Raw genomic sequence first — 15230 nt, forward strand, 5'->3', positions numbered from 1 at the left:
GAAATGCTTTGAGCACCTCCAACCATCCGTCCATGGCCGGGCCTGAGGAACTAACGCTGAGCCTGATCGGCGAACATCGCATTCTCGACAAAGGAGCCGGCCTCAACGAACCGTCAGGACTCACCCTCAACACTGACGGCACCGCGCTCTACACCGTCAGTGACGACACCAAGGCGATCTTCAAGCTCGACCTCAAGGGACGGCTGAGGATCAGCGAATCCTTCTTCATCGGTGTCGACGATCTCGAGGGCATCGCGATCAGCGCTGATGGCAGCCGCCTGCTGGCTGTCCAGGAGGACACCAATTCGATCATCACGGTCGACATCGCGAGCCGGAAGGAGATCAGCCGCCGACCGCTGGCCGCCATGGAGAACTACGGGCTGGTGGCCCATCACTTTCCTGATCCGCCGGACAACAAGGGACTGGAGGGCATCACGGTGAACACCAGGAACAACCACGTGTTCGTCGTGAAGGAAGGCCGCCCGGGGGTGCTCATCGAGATCAGCCCGGACCTCGGGGCGATCATCGCCGCACGTCTTCTCACAACCACGAACGGTTTCGACCATCCACGCGTCGGCCCGGACAAGCTCGACTTCTCCGGATTGAGCCACGACAGCACCCGTGACACGCTCTGGATCACCAGCGACAAAGGCCAGTGCCTGTTTCATTACGACTGGTCCACCGATCAGGTTCTGCAACGTCTGGATCTGAACCTGGAGAGCGATCAGAAACCAGCGAAGATCCGCAAATCCGAAGGCGTTGCCTTCGATCCGGTGAAACGCAGGCTTTACGTCGTGAGCGAACGGGACGCTCAGCTCTACGTGTTCCGGGTGCACGGCCATGAATGACGCCAGGCACCTGCTGATCACCGGAGCCAGCTCCGGAATCGGAGCCGAAGCGGCACGACGTCTTCAAACCATGGGGCATCGACTGACGCTGCTGTGCCGATCGGAGCAGGCGGAAGCACGGACCCGTTTGCAACTGGGTCCGTCACCGCGAATCCTGATCGCTGACCTCGCTGATCTGGAAGCTGTGGATCGGATCAGTCGCCAGCTGATCGATGAGGCAGACGTCATTGACACCCTGGTTCTGAATGCGGGTCTGCAGCTAGCGGGAACCCGTGCGCCGCAGTGGAGTCGGCAAGGTATCGAGCTGACCTTCGCCGTCAACCAGCTGGCACACCAGCGACTGCTTGAGAATCTGCTGCCGTTGCTCAAACGTGGCCACCAGCCGAGGGCCGTGATCACGGCCTCGGATGTCCATAATCCGCTGAGCGGTGGTGGTCGGGTCGGTCGACCGGCCGATCTGGGGAGCCTCGATGGTCTTCGCAGCGGCACCGGTTTCGCCATGGTGGACGGGGGCACGTTCGACGCCGACAAGGCGTACAAGGACAGCAAGCTCTGCAACGTGCTGCTCGGGCGGGAACTGAGCCGTCGGCTCGAGGCACAGGGCACCCCGTTTCCTGTGCTCAGCTGGAGTCCTGGGCTCGTGATTCCTCGTGGACCTGAGGGATTCTTCCGCACCAGTCGCGCCTGCAATCCTCTGGGGATGACCCTCTTCGCCCTTCTGGCCCGGGACGTGCTGCGTCTCACGGAGACCCCGGCTCAGGCCGGGGAACTACTGGCAGATCTCTGCGTCGACAACCGCTGGTCGGATCCTGGCTTCCACTACTTCAGCAACCACCTGACCCGACCGGGACAGCATCGGTTCGAAGCGGTGGACACCAGTGCGGAGGCCCGCGATCAAGCCAAGGCAACGGCGTTGTGGAGGCTCAGTTCAGAGCTGATGCAGACCGTGATGCCCGGCGTTCAGCCCTCCGACCCCTTGGAGCTGTAACTCAGACTGTGGTTGGGAATCACGTTCACATTCACAACGGTGTCATCCAGTCCGTAGTCCTTCGAGCGTTCCACCAGACTGGTCATGATGCGATCGAACGTCTGGTCATTCTTCGCCAGGGCTTCGGGAACGTTAATCACCAGATCCACCACCGCCTTGTTGTTGACCACCCTGACGTTGCTGTACATCACACGGACCCTTCGCCATAACCCCGGGTTCTTCTGAATCACAGGCAGGCGTTCAACCTTACCCGCCTTGAATCGGCTGAACTGAGCATTCATCTCCTGGGTGAGGCTGAAATCATGCAAAGACGATGACAGTGGAATGCACAGCAGTCCAAGCAATCCAAGCCAGACCAGAAGATTGCGCCAGCATCGGGTGATTGTTCCGTATTGCTGAATCAGGAACACCATCAAACTGGCAACAACGATGCCGATCAGGTTGGCCAGAAAAAGCAGAAACGAGCCTTCCGCAACCTGATTGGAGAGTCCTGTCACGCTGCCGCGTCCGAACACGGCGGTGATCTCATGACCGAGATTCAGACCGATCCCGCTGACACAGAGCGGTGGAACCAGGGCAACCGCGATCGCAACTCCGGCAATGGAACTCGACAGTCTCTCCCTGGTCATCGAGAACGACCCCGCCACAGCAGCCGCCACTGCAATTCCCAGATCGATGAGATTCGGTGTGGTGCGACCGAGGATCTCCGATTGCACGTGAGTGATATCGAGAACAGAAGAAATCAAGGCCGCCGTGACAACAACCGTGATCACCCCGAGCAACACGGTCACAAAGGAACGCCGGATCAACTTGTCATCAGAGACCGCAAGACCGAAGGAAAGGCTGAGGATCGGATCCATCAATGGAGCAACGATCATGGCTCCGATCACCACGGCCGTGCTGTTGGAGATCAGCCCGAGCGTGGCGATCACCGCCGAACTGATCAGCAGCACAAAGAATCCGAGGGACGGTCTCGAGGATGCGATCCGCTTCTCATACAGCTCTGTCCGCGCCACACGGGTCTCAAGATTCACCTGCCACTGACCCGAGAGTCGGTTGAGAGCATCCAGCAGCATTCAGTGACGAAAAGAGACTGATCGCCATTGTCTCCCGGCCCCCGACCGCTGGCGCCAGACTTTGGCGGTCTCCAGGGCACGACGACATGGCCGGACTGCTCGCAGCCTTGGGAGCGGCCATGGTCTGGACCACAGCCAGCAGCCTGTGGCGATCCGTCTCGAGCAGCGGCTCCGCACTGCAGCTCAACACGGTCAAGAACGGATTGGCGACACTGCTGTTCCTCCCCGTGCTGCTGAGCCTTCCCTGGGGTGACAACGGACAGGGGGTGGCCCTCCTGCTGCTCAGCGGGGTGATCGGCATCGCCATCGGCGACAGCTTTTATCTGGCCGCGCTGCGACGGTTGGGCACCCGTCGCACGCTCACGGTGGAAGCGGTCGGGCCCGTGCTCGGAAGTGTCGGGTCCGTGCTGCTGATGCAGGACACCCTTCCCTGGAAGGCATGGATTGGCGCCGTGCTTGTCAGCTCAGCCGTGTTGCTGGTGGCGCGTCAGAGTTCGGAGTCCAACCCGTCTGACTCCGGCAACCCTCCGGTGGTTCATGGGTTGATGTTGTCGCTGATGGCGGTGATCAGCGGACTCGCAGGAGCCTTCCTCGCCCGCCATGTGCTGCTGGAGACCAGCCTGTCGCCGCTGCAGTCGGCAGCCATCCGGCTGCTGGGTGGCTGGCTGGTGCTGATGCCTGTTCTGAGAAAGACTCCATGGAACCGGCTGGGCAGCCGGCGGGGTCCATGGTTCCGGATCCTGATGGCGACCGTGCTCGGCACGAACGTCGGTATTGCCTTGCAGCAACTGGTGTTCCGTGAATTACCGGTGGGGCCAGGGGTGACCCTGATGGCAACGGCACCGGTGATGGCTCTTCTGATCGCTCCCCTGGAAGGCGATGCGATTCAACCGCTGGGACTGCTGGCGGCAGTGCTTGCCCTTGCTGGAGTCGCGGTGACCACGCTCTGAAGAGCCGTCTGGATCGCGTCGGTCGCGGACTCCTCGAAGGAGAGCACCACCAGATCCAGTCCAACCGATTGGGGCGGATGCCAGGCCGTGGCCGGCGCAGCTTCAAACCAACTGTTGAGACGCGGTCCCACCATCTGGATCTGAAGCGGGAGGGTTTTGCCTGCCAACCAGACGCGGCCTTTGAGTCGAACGACGCCATGACCTCTCACCAGGTCGGGCAGCAGGCGCTCCAGCTGAGCGCGGTCGATAGCACCGGCAAGGCGCACCACACCACCAACGATCTCCACATGGCTGTGATCGTGGTGATGGTGATCGTGATCGTGATCGTGGTCGTGGTCGTGGTCAGCCTGATGCTCATCGCGATGAACAAGGCCGAGCACCACAGCTGGATCGATCGTCCCCTGACGAACGGGCAGCAGTGGCGTGCCGTCGCGAACCTGCGATGCGAGCGAGGAGCGCACCCTCTCCATGCTGTCGTCCGTCACCAGATCCGCCCGGCTGATCAGCACCAGATCAGCTGCACCCAGTTGATCGGCAAACAACTCATCGATGGCGGTGATGTGATCCAGGCTCGGGTCATTCAGCCGCTGGTTCTCCAGAGCCTCCCGATCCGCCACCGGATGTCCTCCGACCATGGCTTCACCGTCCACCACGGTGACCACACCGTTGACGTGGACGCGACTGCGGATCGCAGGCCACTCCAGGGCCTGAAGCAGCGGGCGCGGCAGTGCCAGACCACTGGTCTCCACGACGATGCCGTCGAGGTGATCCGCCCGCTCCAGCAAACGTTCCATCGTCGGCAGGAAGTCGTCCTGAACCGTGCAGCAGAGACAACCGTTGTTGAGCTCCACAAGACGCCCCTCGAGCTCATCCTCCGGACAGAAACCGCAGCTGCGGATCAGATCACCATCCAGCCCGACACTGCCGAATTCGTTCACCATCACCGCCAGTCTCTGACCACTGGTGGTCAGCAGATGGCGCAGAAGCGTGGTTTTCCCGGCACCGAGAAAACCGGTGATGACGGTCACCGGCAGACGGGTTGGCATGGTGGCTCGGTTCAGGGACGACACCCGAGGCTCTCACGGGTGGAGACACCGGTGACTGGGTTGGAGCCGTCGGCCCGTGAGCAGAGGGATTTCTGCTGGGGAAGATCGAGCACGGCATTGGTGAAATCCGCTCCGTCGATGCGGGCATCGGCGAACCGGCTCTGCATCAGCATGGCGTTGGTGAAATTCGCGCCCCGCAGATCAGCACCGTCGAACCTGCTGGCGAAGCCGACGAGGTCGGACAGGTCGGCATTGCGCAGATCCGCTCCCTGCAGCTGAGAGGTGTTGATCACGGCACCGCGAAGATCGGTGCCACTGAGATCGATGTCACGCAGATCCGCCTTCAGGAACTCCTTCTCCTTGAGATCAAGGCCGTGCATGTCGGCGGTGATCTCCTGCACGGCACGCTGCCCGCGCAGCTCTGGAGCGGTGATGGCTTCGGCACTGCCGGACCACAGCAGAGACGTGACCGCGACCAGCAGCGCCGCCAGCAGGGGAGCCGGGCGAAGGAGGGCTTGCATCAGGGCCGGTAGCTTGTCTGCTCACGTTATGGCAGCTGCCTGAGAAGCGACGTTCATGGCCATGACCCTGCGGGTGGTGGTACCGCCCCACCCACTGATCGGCCACTGGCTGACGGTGCTCCGGTTCCGCGAGACCCCTCCGGCGCTCTACGCCACAGCTCTGCAGGAGCTCGGACGCTGGCTCAGCTACGAGGCCCTGCGCGATTGGTTGCCGCACCGCAGGGAAGCCGTGCTCACCGATCATGGCGAAACCGAGGGAACCGTCGTGGAACGGGACGTGCCGCTGCTGGCCATGCCCGTTCTGCCGGCCGGCCTGGAACTCTGGCAGGGAGCACGCGCTGTTCTGCCCGATGCCGCCCTCTGCCTGGAGGGCGTTCCAGCTGCGATCGAAAGCCGCGCCGGTGTGATCGTCTTCAAGGACACGATCAGCGATGGCTTCAGCACGCTGGCGTTGCTCCAGCAACTGGTCGACCGCGGCATCGACGGACGCCGCCTGCGGCTGGTCACCGCCGTCTGTGCCAGCCCAGGACTGAAGCGCATCGGCGAGGCCATTCCGGATCTCACCCTGCACACCGCCTGCATCGACCCCGATCTGAACGACGCAGGAGAGATTGTTCCGGGCATCGGTGACCCTTCACGACGCCTGAATCTCAGAACAGCAGGCCGTGACTAGTTTGTGATCACCTGACGACCCGTGATGGTGCAGCAGCACGACTCCGCTCCAGGAACCATCGCCACTCTTGCGACCGGAGCGGTGATCGGAGCCGCAGGCCTGGCCTGGTGGCTTCTCAACGAAGCGGATCGCCGCCGGCGGATCGGCCATCAGAAGGCAATGCTCTACGCCCCGCGCATGCAGGACGGATCCGAGGTCCTCGACCCCAGCGGCAATGGACACCATCACAACCAGCATCTCGAGGAACGGGTGGAGAAACTGAATGCCGCCATCGCCGATGTGCGGCGTCAGCTGGAGAGCATGGGGGGCGGCGACTGAACGATCGGTAGGTTGGCCAAATCGCCACAGGCTCAGCCCTCAGGCCCATGCTTCGATCCGACGCCGTCACCAAGGGAATCCAGCGCTCCCCGAACCGCGCCATGTTGCGGGCTGTCGGATTCGGGGATGAGGATTTCGGCAAGCCGATCCTCGGCATCGCCAACGGCTACAGCACGATCACTCCCTGCAACGTCGGGCTGAACGATCTGGCGCGGCGTGCTGAGGAAGCGGCCCGGCAGGCCGGTGGCATGCCCCAGATGTTCGGGACCATCACCGTCAGCGACGGCATCTCGATGGGCACCGAAGGCATGAAGTACTCCCTGGTGAGCAGGGAAGTGATCGCCGATGCCATCGAAACCGCCTGCAACGGCCAGAGCATGGATGGGGTGCTTGCTGTCGGCGGCTGCGACAAGAACATGCCGGGCGCCATGCTGGCGATGGCTCGGATGAACATCCCCTCGGTGTTCGTCTACGGCGGCACGATCAAGCCGGGAAAGCTCGGGGGTTGCGATCTGACGGTGGTCAGTGCCTTCGAAGCGGTGGGTCAGCTGACCAGCGGCAGGATCGACGAGGAGCAGCTCACGGCGGTTGAGAAAAATGCCTGCCCCGGAGCCGGCAGCTGTGGCGGCATGTTCACCGCCAACACGATGAGCGCAGCCATCGAGACGATGGGACTCAGCCTGCCCTACAGCTCCACCATGGCGGCGGAGGATGAAGAGAAGGCGGACAGTGCGGCCCGTTCCGCCGAGGTGCTGCTGAACGCGGTGAAGGCCGACATCCGGCCGCTGGATCTGCTGACACGGGAGGCTTTTGAAAACGCCATCAGCGTGATCATGGCCGTGGGTGGATCCACCAATGCGGTGCTGCACCTTCTGGCCATCGCCCGCACCGCAGGCGTGCAACTCGGCATCGATGACTTCGAAGTGATCCGTCAGAGGGTGCCGGTGATCTGCGACCTCAAACCCAGCGGTCGCTACGTGACCGTGGATCTGCACAGGGCCGGTGGAATCCCTCAGGTGATGAAGCTGCTCCTGGATGCCGGCCTGCTTCATGGCGACTGCCGCACCGTGGAGGGAAAGAGCCTCAGGGAGTTGCTGGCCGATGTGCCGTCGGAACCTCCTGCCGGTCAGGACGTGATCCGTCCGCTGAACAATCCTCTCTATGGCAAGGGGCACCTGGCGATCCTCAAGGGCAACCTGGCCCGAGAGGGAAGTGTGGCCAAGATCAGCGGTGTGAAAACTCCGGTGCTGACGGGTCCGGCCCGCGTGTTCGAGAGCGAGGAGGACTGCCTTGCGGCCATCCTCGACAAGCAGATCCAAGCCGGTGATGTGGTGGTGGTGCGCAACGAAGGCCCCGTGGGCGGCCCCGGTATGCGTGAAATGCTCGCCCCCACCTCCGCCATCGTCGGCCAGGGACTTGGGGACAAGGTGGCTCTGATCACCGATGGCCGCTTCAGCGGTGGCACTTACGGGCTGGTGGTGGGGCATGTGGCTCCGGAAGCTGCCGTCGGGGGCACCATCGGGCTGGTTGAGGAGGGCGACAGCATCACGGTGGATGCCGATCAGCTGCTGCTGCAGCTGAACGTGGACGACGCTGAACTGGAGCGGCGGCGCGCGGCCTGGATCCGTCCGGAACCGCGTTACCGCACAGGGATCCTCGGCAAATACGCCCGTCTGGTGTCGAGTTCGAGCAAAGGCGCCGTCACCGATCAGCCGGACTGATCAGTCCGGCTGCAGCAGGGAGCGCAGTCGCCGGCCAAGGGCCTCGAGCGGAGCCGCATCCTCAGGTCCCTGGCAGCGCACACCGGTGTCTCCGTTCATCCAAACCGGATGACGCCCCTGCCAGAGCATCGGCCGTTCCGGCTGATCCCTCCAGGCCAGCATCAGGTTGATCTCGTCACCGCTGCGATAGATCTCAAGGTCCAGATCGCGATCGCAATGGCGGGCCCCCTCGGCGTCACGGCATTCGATCCGCACCGTCAGGTCCTCCAGGTCCGCCGGCGCGGAGGGATCGGCGGGCACCACGGCATGGCTGTAGGGCTTGAGGCAGACATCCGCAGCCTTGGCGATCAGCACCAGAAGATCCATCCGTTCAGGGCAGGGCCCGGATGGATCGGATCAGCAGGCGGATCGGTCCGGAGCGGAATCCTGGGTTGAGTTCTCCGGATTCCCCGAACTTCGAATGCAGCACCTGGATCCGTGTGACCCCACTGGCGTCGAATCGCAGCGGCAGGCCCACTGGTTTGGCCCGGAAGGTGGGATGCAGATCACGGAAGGGAACGGTCAACCGGGTGATGCCATCGGTCTGGGTTGGAACATCGATCACCCAGCGCAGACCACCGGGAATCAGCTCTGTGAGCCCAAGAGCACCATCTCGGCAGCCGAGAGCGATCTTGAGGGTGCGCCCTTCCGCTTCGACATCCAGCTGCAGAGCCGAGAAGGCTGAGAGATCCAATGGAGGCTGCAGCCGGGGCGAGCGACAGCTGACGAAGCCACCGCCGGCCTCGACGAGCTCCCCCTCCAGCAGAAGACCCTCGGGGGTGACGCGACAGCCCGCCCGGCTGCGCCCCCCCATGATCGTGTCATTGAGGCTGGCCCATTCGGCGAAACCGCCTTCCTGGACAAGAACCTGTTCAGAGGCCGGCGGATGCATCCTGATCAGCGAGGATCAGGACATCCTTAGCAGGCTGAACCAGGCGGGCGGGGGTTCGCTCCGCCGATTCGAGCGGATCCATCAGTCGCCGGAGGGCCTCCTGCTTGGCGGAACCTCCGACCAGAAAGATCACCTGGCGAGCGGCGCTGAGCACCGGAGCCGTGAGAGTGATCCGGTCCAGTCCCTTGCCGCGCCCCACGGTGGCCCATCGATCCGTGACACCCGGCGCTTCGGTACCGGGAAACAACGACGCCGTGTGACCGTCGTCCCCGAGGCCGAGCAGCATCAGATCGAAGACCGGCGGCTCGCCTGGACAGATGCGGCTGACCAGGTCAGCAAAGGCAGCGGCGCTGGCATCAGCATCGGAAAGTTCCACGGTCGGAACCGCATGGAAGCTGGCCGATGCCCCGGGTCCTCCGTCGAACAGGGTGTTTCTCAGCATGCGGGCATTGCTGGATTCATCGTCGGCGGCCACCCAACGCTCATCGCCGAGGACGACATCAACCCGCTCCCAGGGGAGATGTTCCTGACCGAGCAGGGCGTACGCCTTGGCCGGCGTGCTGCCTCCCGAGAGAGCGATCCTGCAGCGATCCCGCTGATCGAGCACCTGACTGATCTGGGTCGCGATGGTTTCGGAGGCCCGGCGGGCGAGGGAGTCGGAATCGCCCGCCCGCTCGATGCGGTAAGTGGTCATCACCGTTCGGCTCAGCTGAGCCATTCGGTGTGGAAGCTGCCGTCCTTGTCCACCCGCTGGTAGGTGTGGGAGCCGAAGCAGTCGCGCATGGCCTGCACCAGGTTCTGCGGCAGACGGCCACTGCGGTAGCTGTTGATGTAATCGAGGGTGCTGCTGAAGCAGGGAACGGGGATGCCGGACTCGGCGGCGCCAGCCACCACCTTGGCCAGACCGGGGAGACGACGGTTGATCTGGTCCGCGAACCAGGGATCGATCATCAGGTTGGACAGCTCGGGATCCGCATTGAAGGCGTCCTGAATGCGCTTCAGCAGTCGCGCCCGGATGATGCAGCCACCCTTCCAGATCTGGGCAATGGACGGCATGTGCAGCTTGTAATCCAGATCCTGGGAGGCGATGCGCAGCAGCTCCATGCCCTGCGCATAGCTGGCGATGCAGCTGAGGACCGTGGCGTCCATCAACGGAGCCATGGCGTCAGCGGGAGTCCCGAGATCGAAATCCTTGATGGAGGGGCCCTTGAGGATCGATTCAGCGGCAACACGCTGAGGCTTCAGGGAGCTCATCACGCGACCGTTGAGAGACGCATAGATGGTGGGGACAGGCGCACCCATCTGCAGTGCTGTGACCACAGTCCAGAGACCGGTTCCTTTCTGGCCGGCCTGGTCCATGATCTTCTCCACCAGATCCGCGCCATCCTCTGGATCCTTGGTGCGCAGGCAGACCTCGGTGATCTCGACGAGGTAGGAGGACAGCTCCTCGGTGGCATTCCACTGACCGAGAACATCGGCCATCTGCTCACCGTTCATGCCCTTGACCCGCTTCATTAGGTCGTAACCCTCAGCAAGGATCTGCTCGATGCCGTACTCGATGCCGTTGTGAACGGTCTTCACCAGGTGGCCGGAACCACCGGGGCCGATGTAGGTGACGCAGGGGCCGTCTTCCACCTGTGCCGCCATCTTGTTCACCAGGCTCTCGATGGCGTCGTAGGACGCCTTCGTGCCGCCGGGCATCATGCTCGGTCCTTCCAGAGCACCCTTGGCACCACCGGACACACCCATGCCGATGAAGCCGAAGCTCTTGCTCTCCAACTCCTGCACCCGGCGCTCGGTGTCGTGGTAGTCGGAGTTGCCACCATCAATCAGCAGGTCACCCTCTTCAAGAAACGGGGAGATCTGATCCACAACCGCATCCACAGCAGGCCCGGCCTTGACCATCATCAGGATGCGGCGGGGACGCTCCAGCTTGCTGACGAAGTCCTGGAGATCGGTGGCTCCCTGGATGTTCTTGCCCTGTCCGCGACCGTTCAGGAATTCCTCTGTTTTGGCGTAGGTGCGGTTGTAGACAACACTGGAAAATCCGTTCCGCTCGGCGTTGAGGACGAGGTTCTCCCCCATCACGCCGAGACCGATCAGACCGAAGTGAGACTGGGACATGGTCTTAGGGACCACTGACAACTGACGTCAGTGTGAGCGTCAGATCGGGATCCGGCCGCACTTTCGATGCCTTGTGTCAGGAATAAGGGATTGACCAGGTCGCTGTAGTCGGCGATACCGAAAAACGAACCGAAATCAGATGACTGAGCCGTCCTGAATCGTGGCGTTCTTCACCACAACGACAATGCCGTTACGGATGTAGAAACCAAGGTCAGATCGGTCCGCTTCCTCAACATGATCCTTGTTGACAATCGTGACGTTGGAACCGATGCGAGCGTTCTTATCAAGAATCGCCCGCTTCACCGTGGTGCCCTGACCGACGCCCACAGGGATCCCTCCACGTTCACGCAGCAGAGCGCGCTCGTCACTGGATTCAAAGAAATCAGCTCCCATGACAAGAGTGTCCTGCAGGACAACATCAGTTTCCACACGACTTCTCACTCCAAGCACACAATGATGAATGCTGCATGACTTCAGAATGGAGCCTTCACCAACAATCGAGTTGGTGATCTGAGCATCGACCAGTTTGCTCGGCGGCAGATAGCGGGGACGGGTATAGATCGGGAACTTCTCGTCGTAGAAGCTGAAGGGAGGAGTGGGTTGCTGGGTGAGCGCAAGATTGGCCTCGTAGAAGGCACCGATGGTTCCGATGTCTTCCCAGTAATCGTTGAACACATAGCTCTGGAGTTTGTCACCCCTGTTCAGAGCCTCAGGGATCAACTCCTTGCCGAAATCCTTGTGACCCGGATGCTTGTCCAGGAGGTCAAACAGCGTTTCGCGGCTGAACACATAGATCCCCATGGAAGCCAGATAGGGGCGCTCCTTGGAGGCATCAGCAGTCAACCCGAAACGGCTTGTGTCCACGGCCATCTCCAGCAGTGAATCACCCTTGGGCTTCTCACGGAATTCCTTGATGTTGCCGTTCTCATCGGTGCGCATCAGACCGAAGGCTTCAGCCTGCTTGGGATCAACCGGCAGAGCCGCCACCGTGAGATCCGCTCCGGTGCTGCGATGGTGCTCGATGAACAGGCTGTAATCCATCCGGTAGAGCTGATCACCGGAGAGGATCAGGTACTCGTCCACATCCCATTCCTGGAACAGCCACTGGTACTTGCGCACAGCATCAGCGGTGCCCTCGAACCAGGAAGGGCTGTCAGGGGTCTGCTGCGCAGCCAGAACCTCCACGAAGCCCTGGCCGAAGGAGGCGCTCAGATTGAAGGACTGGCTGAGATGGCGGTTCAGTGAGGCGCTGTTGAACTGCGTCATCACGTACATCTTGTTGATGTTCGAGTTGATGCAGTTGCTGATGGGGATATCGATCAGTCGGTACTTGCCTGCCAGGGGCACCGCAGGCTTGGCACGCATCTTGGTGAGCGGGTAGAGACGGGTGCCGGCACCGCCGCCGAGAATGATGGCCAGTACCCGCTTCATGCCTTGTTCACTCGGTTGAGCGGGATGAACTTACCGGAGTTTCAGGGAATCGGAGCTGATCACCGGTCAGATCCGACGAGATTGGTGCGAATCAGGTCGGGACTGAGGCGGACTGGGATCATTCCAGCCCGGACTCCTCCAGCGAGAACAGGCGCTCGACGGTGCGGAGAGACTGCTGACGGTCCTGACGGGACTGAGGAGCCCGCAGCTGGGTCACTGGGACGTGGAGGATCTTGTTGATGATCCCCTTGGTCAGGGCCTCCACGACCTTGCGCTCGCGAGCGGAGAAATCCGGCCCCATCCGACTGAGGGCTTTCTGCAGCTCCTCAGTTCGGACCGCTTCCATGGCCGAGCGGAGTCGGTTGATGGTCGGCACGGCCTCGAGGCTGTCCCACCAGTCGAGGAACTGCTGAGCCTCCTGGTTCAGAAGCTGCTCGGCTTCGCGTGCCATGGCCTGGCGCGCCTCCTGGTTGCGGGCGACCACCTCCTGAAGATCGTCCACGTCATGGGACTCCACGCCGGGCACCTCCGCCGCATCGGCGGCGATGTTGCGGGGCACACCGATATCGATCAGGCGCAGCCTGCTGCGGCGGTTCAACGGCTTCAGCCGTGCTGCATCAATGATCGGGTCGTCGGCTGCCGTGCTGGTGAACACCAGGGAACAGGTGCTCAGGTATTGATCGAGGTCCGTGAGTGGCCGGCATTGAACCGGCAGCTCGGGAAAATCCTTGGCCAGCAGTTCAGCCCGCTCCACCGTGCGATTCAGCAGCACCACCCCAGCGGCACCCTTGGATTGAAGGTGCTGAAGCAACAAACGGCTCATGCGGCCGGCCCCCACAACGGCGATCTGTTCGCTCTCGAGGGTGACCAGCTGATCGAGGCCACGGGACTGACCGAGCTTCAGCTGTGCCAGCTCGACAGCGGCGGAGCTGATGGACACGGCCCCGGTGCCGAGGTTGGTCTCGCTGCGCACCCGTTTGCCGGTGCTGACGGCCTGGGTGAGCAGCCGGTTGAGAATCGGTCCAAGGGATTTGTGCTCCTGTCCCAGGCGCATCATTTTCTTCACCTGGGAGAGGATCTGTCCCTCACCCAGGACCAGGCTGTCCAGCCCGGCCGCCACCCGCATCAGGTGGTCCACGGCATCAGCGTGGTGGTAACTGAACAGGTGGGGCGACAGTTCGCCGGTCCCCAGACCGGAATGGCCGCTGAGGAAATCGCTGACGGCGGACACACCCAGATCTGGATGCCGCACCAGCGTGTAGATCTCCAGGCGGTTGCAGGTGCTGAGAATCGAAGCCTCGATCACCTGATCGTTGCCCTTCAACGATTGGAGGGACGTCTCCATGGTCTGCTCAGGGATGCTGAGCCGTTCCCGGATCTCCACCGGTGCCGTGCGATGACTGAGGCCGACGACGGCAATGTGCATGGAGACGTTCCTCTCAACCAATGGATGACGATCAGCTCAGAGCGATGCTCTGGGCGCCGTCCTTGATGTGCACGGTGTTGGTGAAGCGGCAGGTGTTATCCAGGTTGCTGATCACCAGGCTGCTGGTTCGTGTGCAATCACGCTCGAACTTAACCCCGTGGAACAGCAGGCCATCCGTGATGCCGCTGCCAGCGAAACAAACGTGCTCACCGCAGGCCAGCTCGTCAGCTTCGTAGATCTTGTCGGGATCGGTGATGCCCATCTCAGCGAGACGCGCCAGGTTGCCCTCCTTGGTCAGGTCAGCCCATTCGGAGGTCTGAGCCACAGCAGGGTCGTACACCAGCTGACCCTGGAAGTGACCGCCGAGAGCCCGCATGGCAGCAGCGGAGATCACACCTTCAGGAGCGGCGCCGATGCCCATCAGGCAATGGGTGCCAGTGCCGGCGAAACCACAGGCGATAGCGGCCTGAACGTCTCCGTCGGAGATGGGCTGGATGCGGGCTCCGGTGGCCCGGATTTCAGCGATCAGGTCCTTGTGACGGGCACGATCCATCACCACGATCGTCAGTTCATCAACAGCGAGGCCGAGACATTCGCTGAGGATCTTGATGTTTTCAGTGGCCGACTTACGGATGTCCACCTTGCCCTTGGCCGCCGGAGGCGCGGCCAGCTTCTTCATGTAGAAGTCGGGAGCATTGAACAGACCGCCGCGGTCGGAAGCAGCCAGAACCGCCATGGATCCGCGCTGATTGAACGCGCAGAGGTTGGTGCCTTCGCAGGGATCGACAGCGAAGTCAACGCCAGGACCGGTGCCGCTGCCGACTTCCTCACCGATGTAGAGCATGGGAGCTTCATCACGCTCGCCCTCACCGATGACGATGCGGCCCTGCATCTGAATTTGTCCCATGCGCTTGCGCATGGCTTCCACGGCAGCGGCATCGGCCTCGTTCTTCAGGCCTTTGCCGGAGAGCTTGGCGGAGGCGATGGCAGCCTGTTCGACAACCTCGAGAATTTCCTGAATGAGGGTCTGATCCACGGGACTCCAGATGTGGGGTGAAGGGGTTAGCAAGTCCATCGGGGCGGGCAGTTTGCCCTTGCCGCAGTGGATCTCGGCGTCTGAGCGCGGCTCACTGTATCAGTGGCTTCCGTTGTCCCTAAAATCACCCCGCACTTCCGC

16 protein-coding genes are annotated in these 15230 nt (G+C 62.3%); 6 read left to right on the plus strand and 10 right to left on the minus strand.

Annotated features, from left to right (window positions below):
- The first annotated feature begins 8 nt into the window (after nt 1-8).
- Complete coding sequence (locus KR49_RS02315; RefSeq protein ID WP_253912796.1) at nt 9-848, plus strand: SdiA-regulated domain-containing protein; 840 nt, start codon at nt 9-11, stop codon at nt 846-848.
- Nucleotides 841-1836: an SDR family NAD(P)-dependent oxidoreductase gene (locus KR49_RS02320; protein WP_043691256.1), complete on the plus strand. Its 996-nt coding sequence runs from the start codon at nt 841-843 to the stop codon at nt 1834-1836. Before KR49_RS02315 ends, KR49_RS02320 begins: the two co-directional genes overlap by 8 nt.
- Here the strand turns inward: KR49_RS02320 and KR49_RS02325 are convergent.
- Complete coding sequence (locus KR49_RS02325) at nt 1809-2912, minus strand: TIGR00341 family protein (protein ID WP_043691258.1); 1104 nt, start codon at nt 2910-2912, stop codon at nt 1809-1811. The genes KR49_RS02320 and KR49_RS02325 overlap by 28 nt on opposite strands.
- A gap of 86 nt (nt 2913-2998) precedes the next feature.
- On the opposite strand from KR49_RS02325, the gene KR49_RS02330 reads away from it, so the two are divergent.
- Nucleotides 2999-3862 carry an EamA family transporter gene (locus KR49_RS02330; protein WP_043691259.1) on the plus strand — a complete coding sequence of 288 codons (864 nt, stop codon included), beginning with the start codon at nt 2999-3001 and terminating at the stop codon, nt 3860-3862.
- Here the strand turns inward: KR49_RS02330 and cobW are convergent.
- Together cobW and KR49_RS02340 are read right to left on the minus strand one after the other, a co-directional pair.
- Nucleotides 3799-4908 (minus strand): cobalamin biosynthesis protein CobW, encoded by a 1110-nt coding sequence (cobW, locus tag KR49_RS02335; protein WP_043691261.1) that lies wholly within the window; start codon nt 4906-4908, stop codon nt 3799-3801. The genes KR49_RS02330 and cobW overlap by 64 nt on opposite strands.
- An 11-nt stretch (nt 4909-4919) precedes the next feature.
- Nucleotides 4920-5429 carry a pentapeptide repeat-containing protein gene (locus KR49_RS02340; protein ID WP_043691262.1) on the minus strand — a complete coding sequence of 170 codons (510 nt, stop codon included), beginning with the start codon at nt 5427-5429 and terminating at the stop codon, nt 4920-4922.
- Nucleotides 5430-5484: 55 nt separating this feature from the next.
- Here KR49_RS02340 and KR49_RS02345 point away from each other — a divergent pair, with 55 nt between their 5' ends.
- The 3 genes from KR49_RS02345 to ilvD are packed head-to-tail and all read left to right on the plus strand — an operon-like array spanning nt 5485 to nt 8141.
- Nucleotides 5485-6102 (plus strand): uracil phosphoribosyltransferase, encoded by a 618-nt coding sequence (locus KR49_RS02345; RefSeq protein ID WP_043691264.1) that lies wholly within the window; start codon nt 5485-5487, stop codon nt 6100-6102.
- A 24-nt stretch (nt 6103-6126) separates the two neighbouring features.
- Nucleotides 6127-6420, plus strand: coding sequence for a hypothetical protein (locus KR49_RS02350; RefSeq protein WP_043691266.1), 294 nt, complete (start codon nt 6127-6129; stop codon nt 6418-6420).
- Nucleotides 6421-6467: 47 nt separating this feature from the next.
- Entirely contained in the window at nt 6468-8141 is a 1674-nt protein-coding gene (ilvD, locus tag KR49_RS02355) for a dihydroxy-acid dehydratase (RefSeq protein ID WP_043691267.1), read from the plus strand.
- Here ilvD and KR49_RS02360 read toward each other — a convergent pair whose 3' ends face one another.
- The 7 genes from KR49_RS02360 to glpX all read right to left on the minus strand — a co-directional run bounded on the left by KR49_RS02360 (nt 8142) and on the right by glpX (nt 15089).
- A complete protein-coding gene (locus KR49_RS02360; protein ID WP_043691269.1) occupies nt 8142-8507 on the minus strand; it encodes a hypothetical protein in 366 nt (121 codons plus the stop codon).
- 4 nt (nt 8508-8511) lie between these two features.
- A complete protein-coding gene (locus KR49_RS02365; RefSeq protein WP_043691271.1) occupies nt 8512-9072 on the minus strand; it encodes a CIA30 family protein in 561 nt (186 codons plus the stop codon).
- On the minus strand, nt 9053-9766 hold the full coding sequence (gene pgl / locus KR49_RS02370; protein ID WP_043696527.1) for a 6-phosphogluconolactonase: 714 nt from the start codon (nt 9764-9766) through the stop codon (nt 9053-9055). Before pgl ends, KR49_RS02365 begins: the two co-directional genes overlap by 20 nt.
- Before the next feature lie 11 nt (nt 9767-9777).
- Complete coding sequence (gene gndA / locus KR49_RS02375; RefSeq protein ID WP_043691273.1) at nt 9778-11196, minus strand: NADP-dependent phosphogluconate dehydrogenase; 1419 nt, start codon at nt 11194-11196, stop codon at nt 9778-9780.
- A gap of 135 nt (nt 11197-11331) precedes the next feature.
- Nucleotides 11332-12627: a glucose-1-phosphate adenylyltransferase gene (locus KR49_RS02380; protein ID WP_043691275.1), complete on the minus strand. Its 1296-nt coding sequence runs from the start codon at nt 12625-12627 to the stop codon at nt 11332-11334.
- Between the two features lie 118 nt (nt 12628-12745).
- On the minus strand, nt 12746-14053 hold the full coding sequence (locus KR49_RS02385; RefSeq protein WP_043691277.1) for a glutamyl-tRNA reductase: 1308 nt from the start codon (nt 14051-14053) through the stop codon (nt 12746-12748).
- Nucleotides 14054-14084: 31 nt separating this feature from the next.
- Nucleotides 14085-15089 carry a class II fructose-bisphosphatase gene (gene glpX, locus KR49_RS02390; protein WP_043691279.1) on the minus strand — a complete coding sequence of 335 codons (1005 nt, stop codon included), beginning with the start codon at nt 15087-15089 and terminating at the stop codon, nt 14085-14087.
- Nucleotides 15090-15230 lie beyond the last annotated feature (141 nt).

The organism is Synechococcus sp. KORDI-49, assembly GCF_000737575.1.
Classification (GTDB): Bacteria; Cyanobacteriota; Cyanobacteriia; order PCC-6307; family Cyanobiaceae; genus Parasynechococcus.

Excerpts from the sequence above, each read along its gene's own strand:
- KR49_RS02385 (WP_043691277.1), bottom strand. The coding sequence starts at position 14,053 with ATGCACATTGCCGTCGTCGGCCTCAGTCATCGCACGGCACCGGTGGAG.
- KR49_RS02345 (WP_043691264.1), top strand. The coding sequence starts at position 5,485 with ATGGCCATGACCCTGCGGGTGGTGGTACCGCCCCACCCACTGATCGGC.
- KR49_RS02360 (WP_043691269.1), bottom strand. The coding sequence starts at position 8,507 with ATGGATCTTCTGGTGCTGATCGCCAAGGCTGCGGATGTCTGCCTCAAG.
- pgl (WP_043696527.1), bottom strand. The coding sequence starts at position 9,766 with ATGACCACTTACCGCATCGAGCGGGCGGGCGATTCCGACTCCCTCGCC.
- KR49_RS02350 (WP_043691266.1), top strand. The coding sequence starts at position 6,127 with ATGGTGCAGCAGCACGACTCCGCTCCAGGAACCATCGCCACTCTTGCG.
- cobW (WP_043691261.1), bottom strand. The coding sequence starts at position 4,908 with ATGCCAACCCGTCTGCCGGTGACCGTCATCACCGGTTTTCTCGGTGCC.
- KR49_RS02325 (WP_043691258.1), bottom strand. The coding sequence starts at position 2,912 with ATGCTGCTGGATGCTCTCAACCGACTCTCGGGTCAGTGGCAGGTGAAT.
- KR49_RS02340 (WP_043691262.1), bottom strand. The coding sequence starts at position 5,429 with ATGCAAGCCCTCCTTCGCCCGGCTCCCCTGCTGGCGGCGCTGCTGGTC.
- KR49_RS02320 (WP_043691256.1), top strand. The coding sequence starts at position 841 with ATGAATGACGCCAGGCACCTGCTGATCACCGGAGCCAGCTCCGGAATC.
- KR49_RS02380 (WP_043691275.1), bottom strand. The coding sequence starts at position 12,627 with ATGAAGCGGGTACTGGCCATCATTCTCGGCGGCGGTGCCGGCACCCGT.
- gndA (WP_043691273.1), bottom strand. The coding sequence starts at position 11,196 with ATGTCCCAGTCTCACTTCGGTCTGATCGGTCTCGGCGTGATGGGGGAG.
- ilvD (WP_043691267.1), top strand. The coding sequence starts at position 6,468 with ATGCTTCGATCCGACGCCGTCACCAAGGGAATCCAGCGCTCCCCGAAC.
- KR49_RS02330 (WP_043691259.1), top strand. The coding sequence starts at position 2,999 with ATGGCCGGACTGCTCGCAGCCTTGGGAGCGGCCATGGTCTGGACCACA.
- KR49_RS02365 (WP_043691271.1), bottom strand. The coding sequence starts at position 9,072 with ATGCATCCGCCGGCCTCTGAACAGGTTCTTGTCCAGGAAGGCGGTTTC.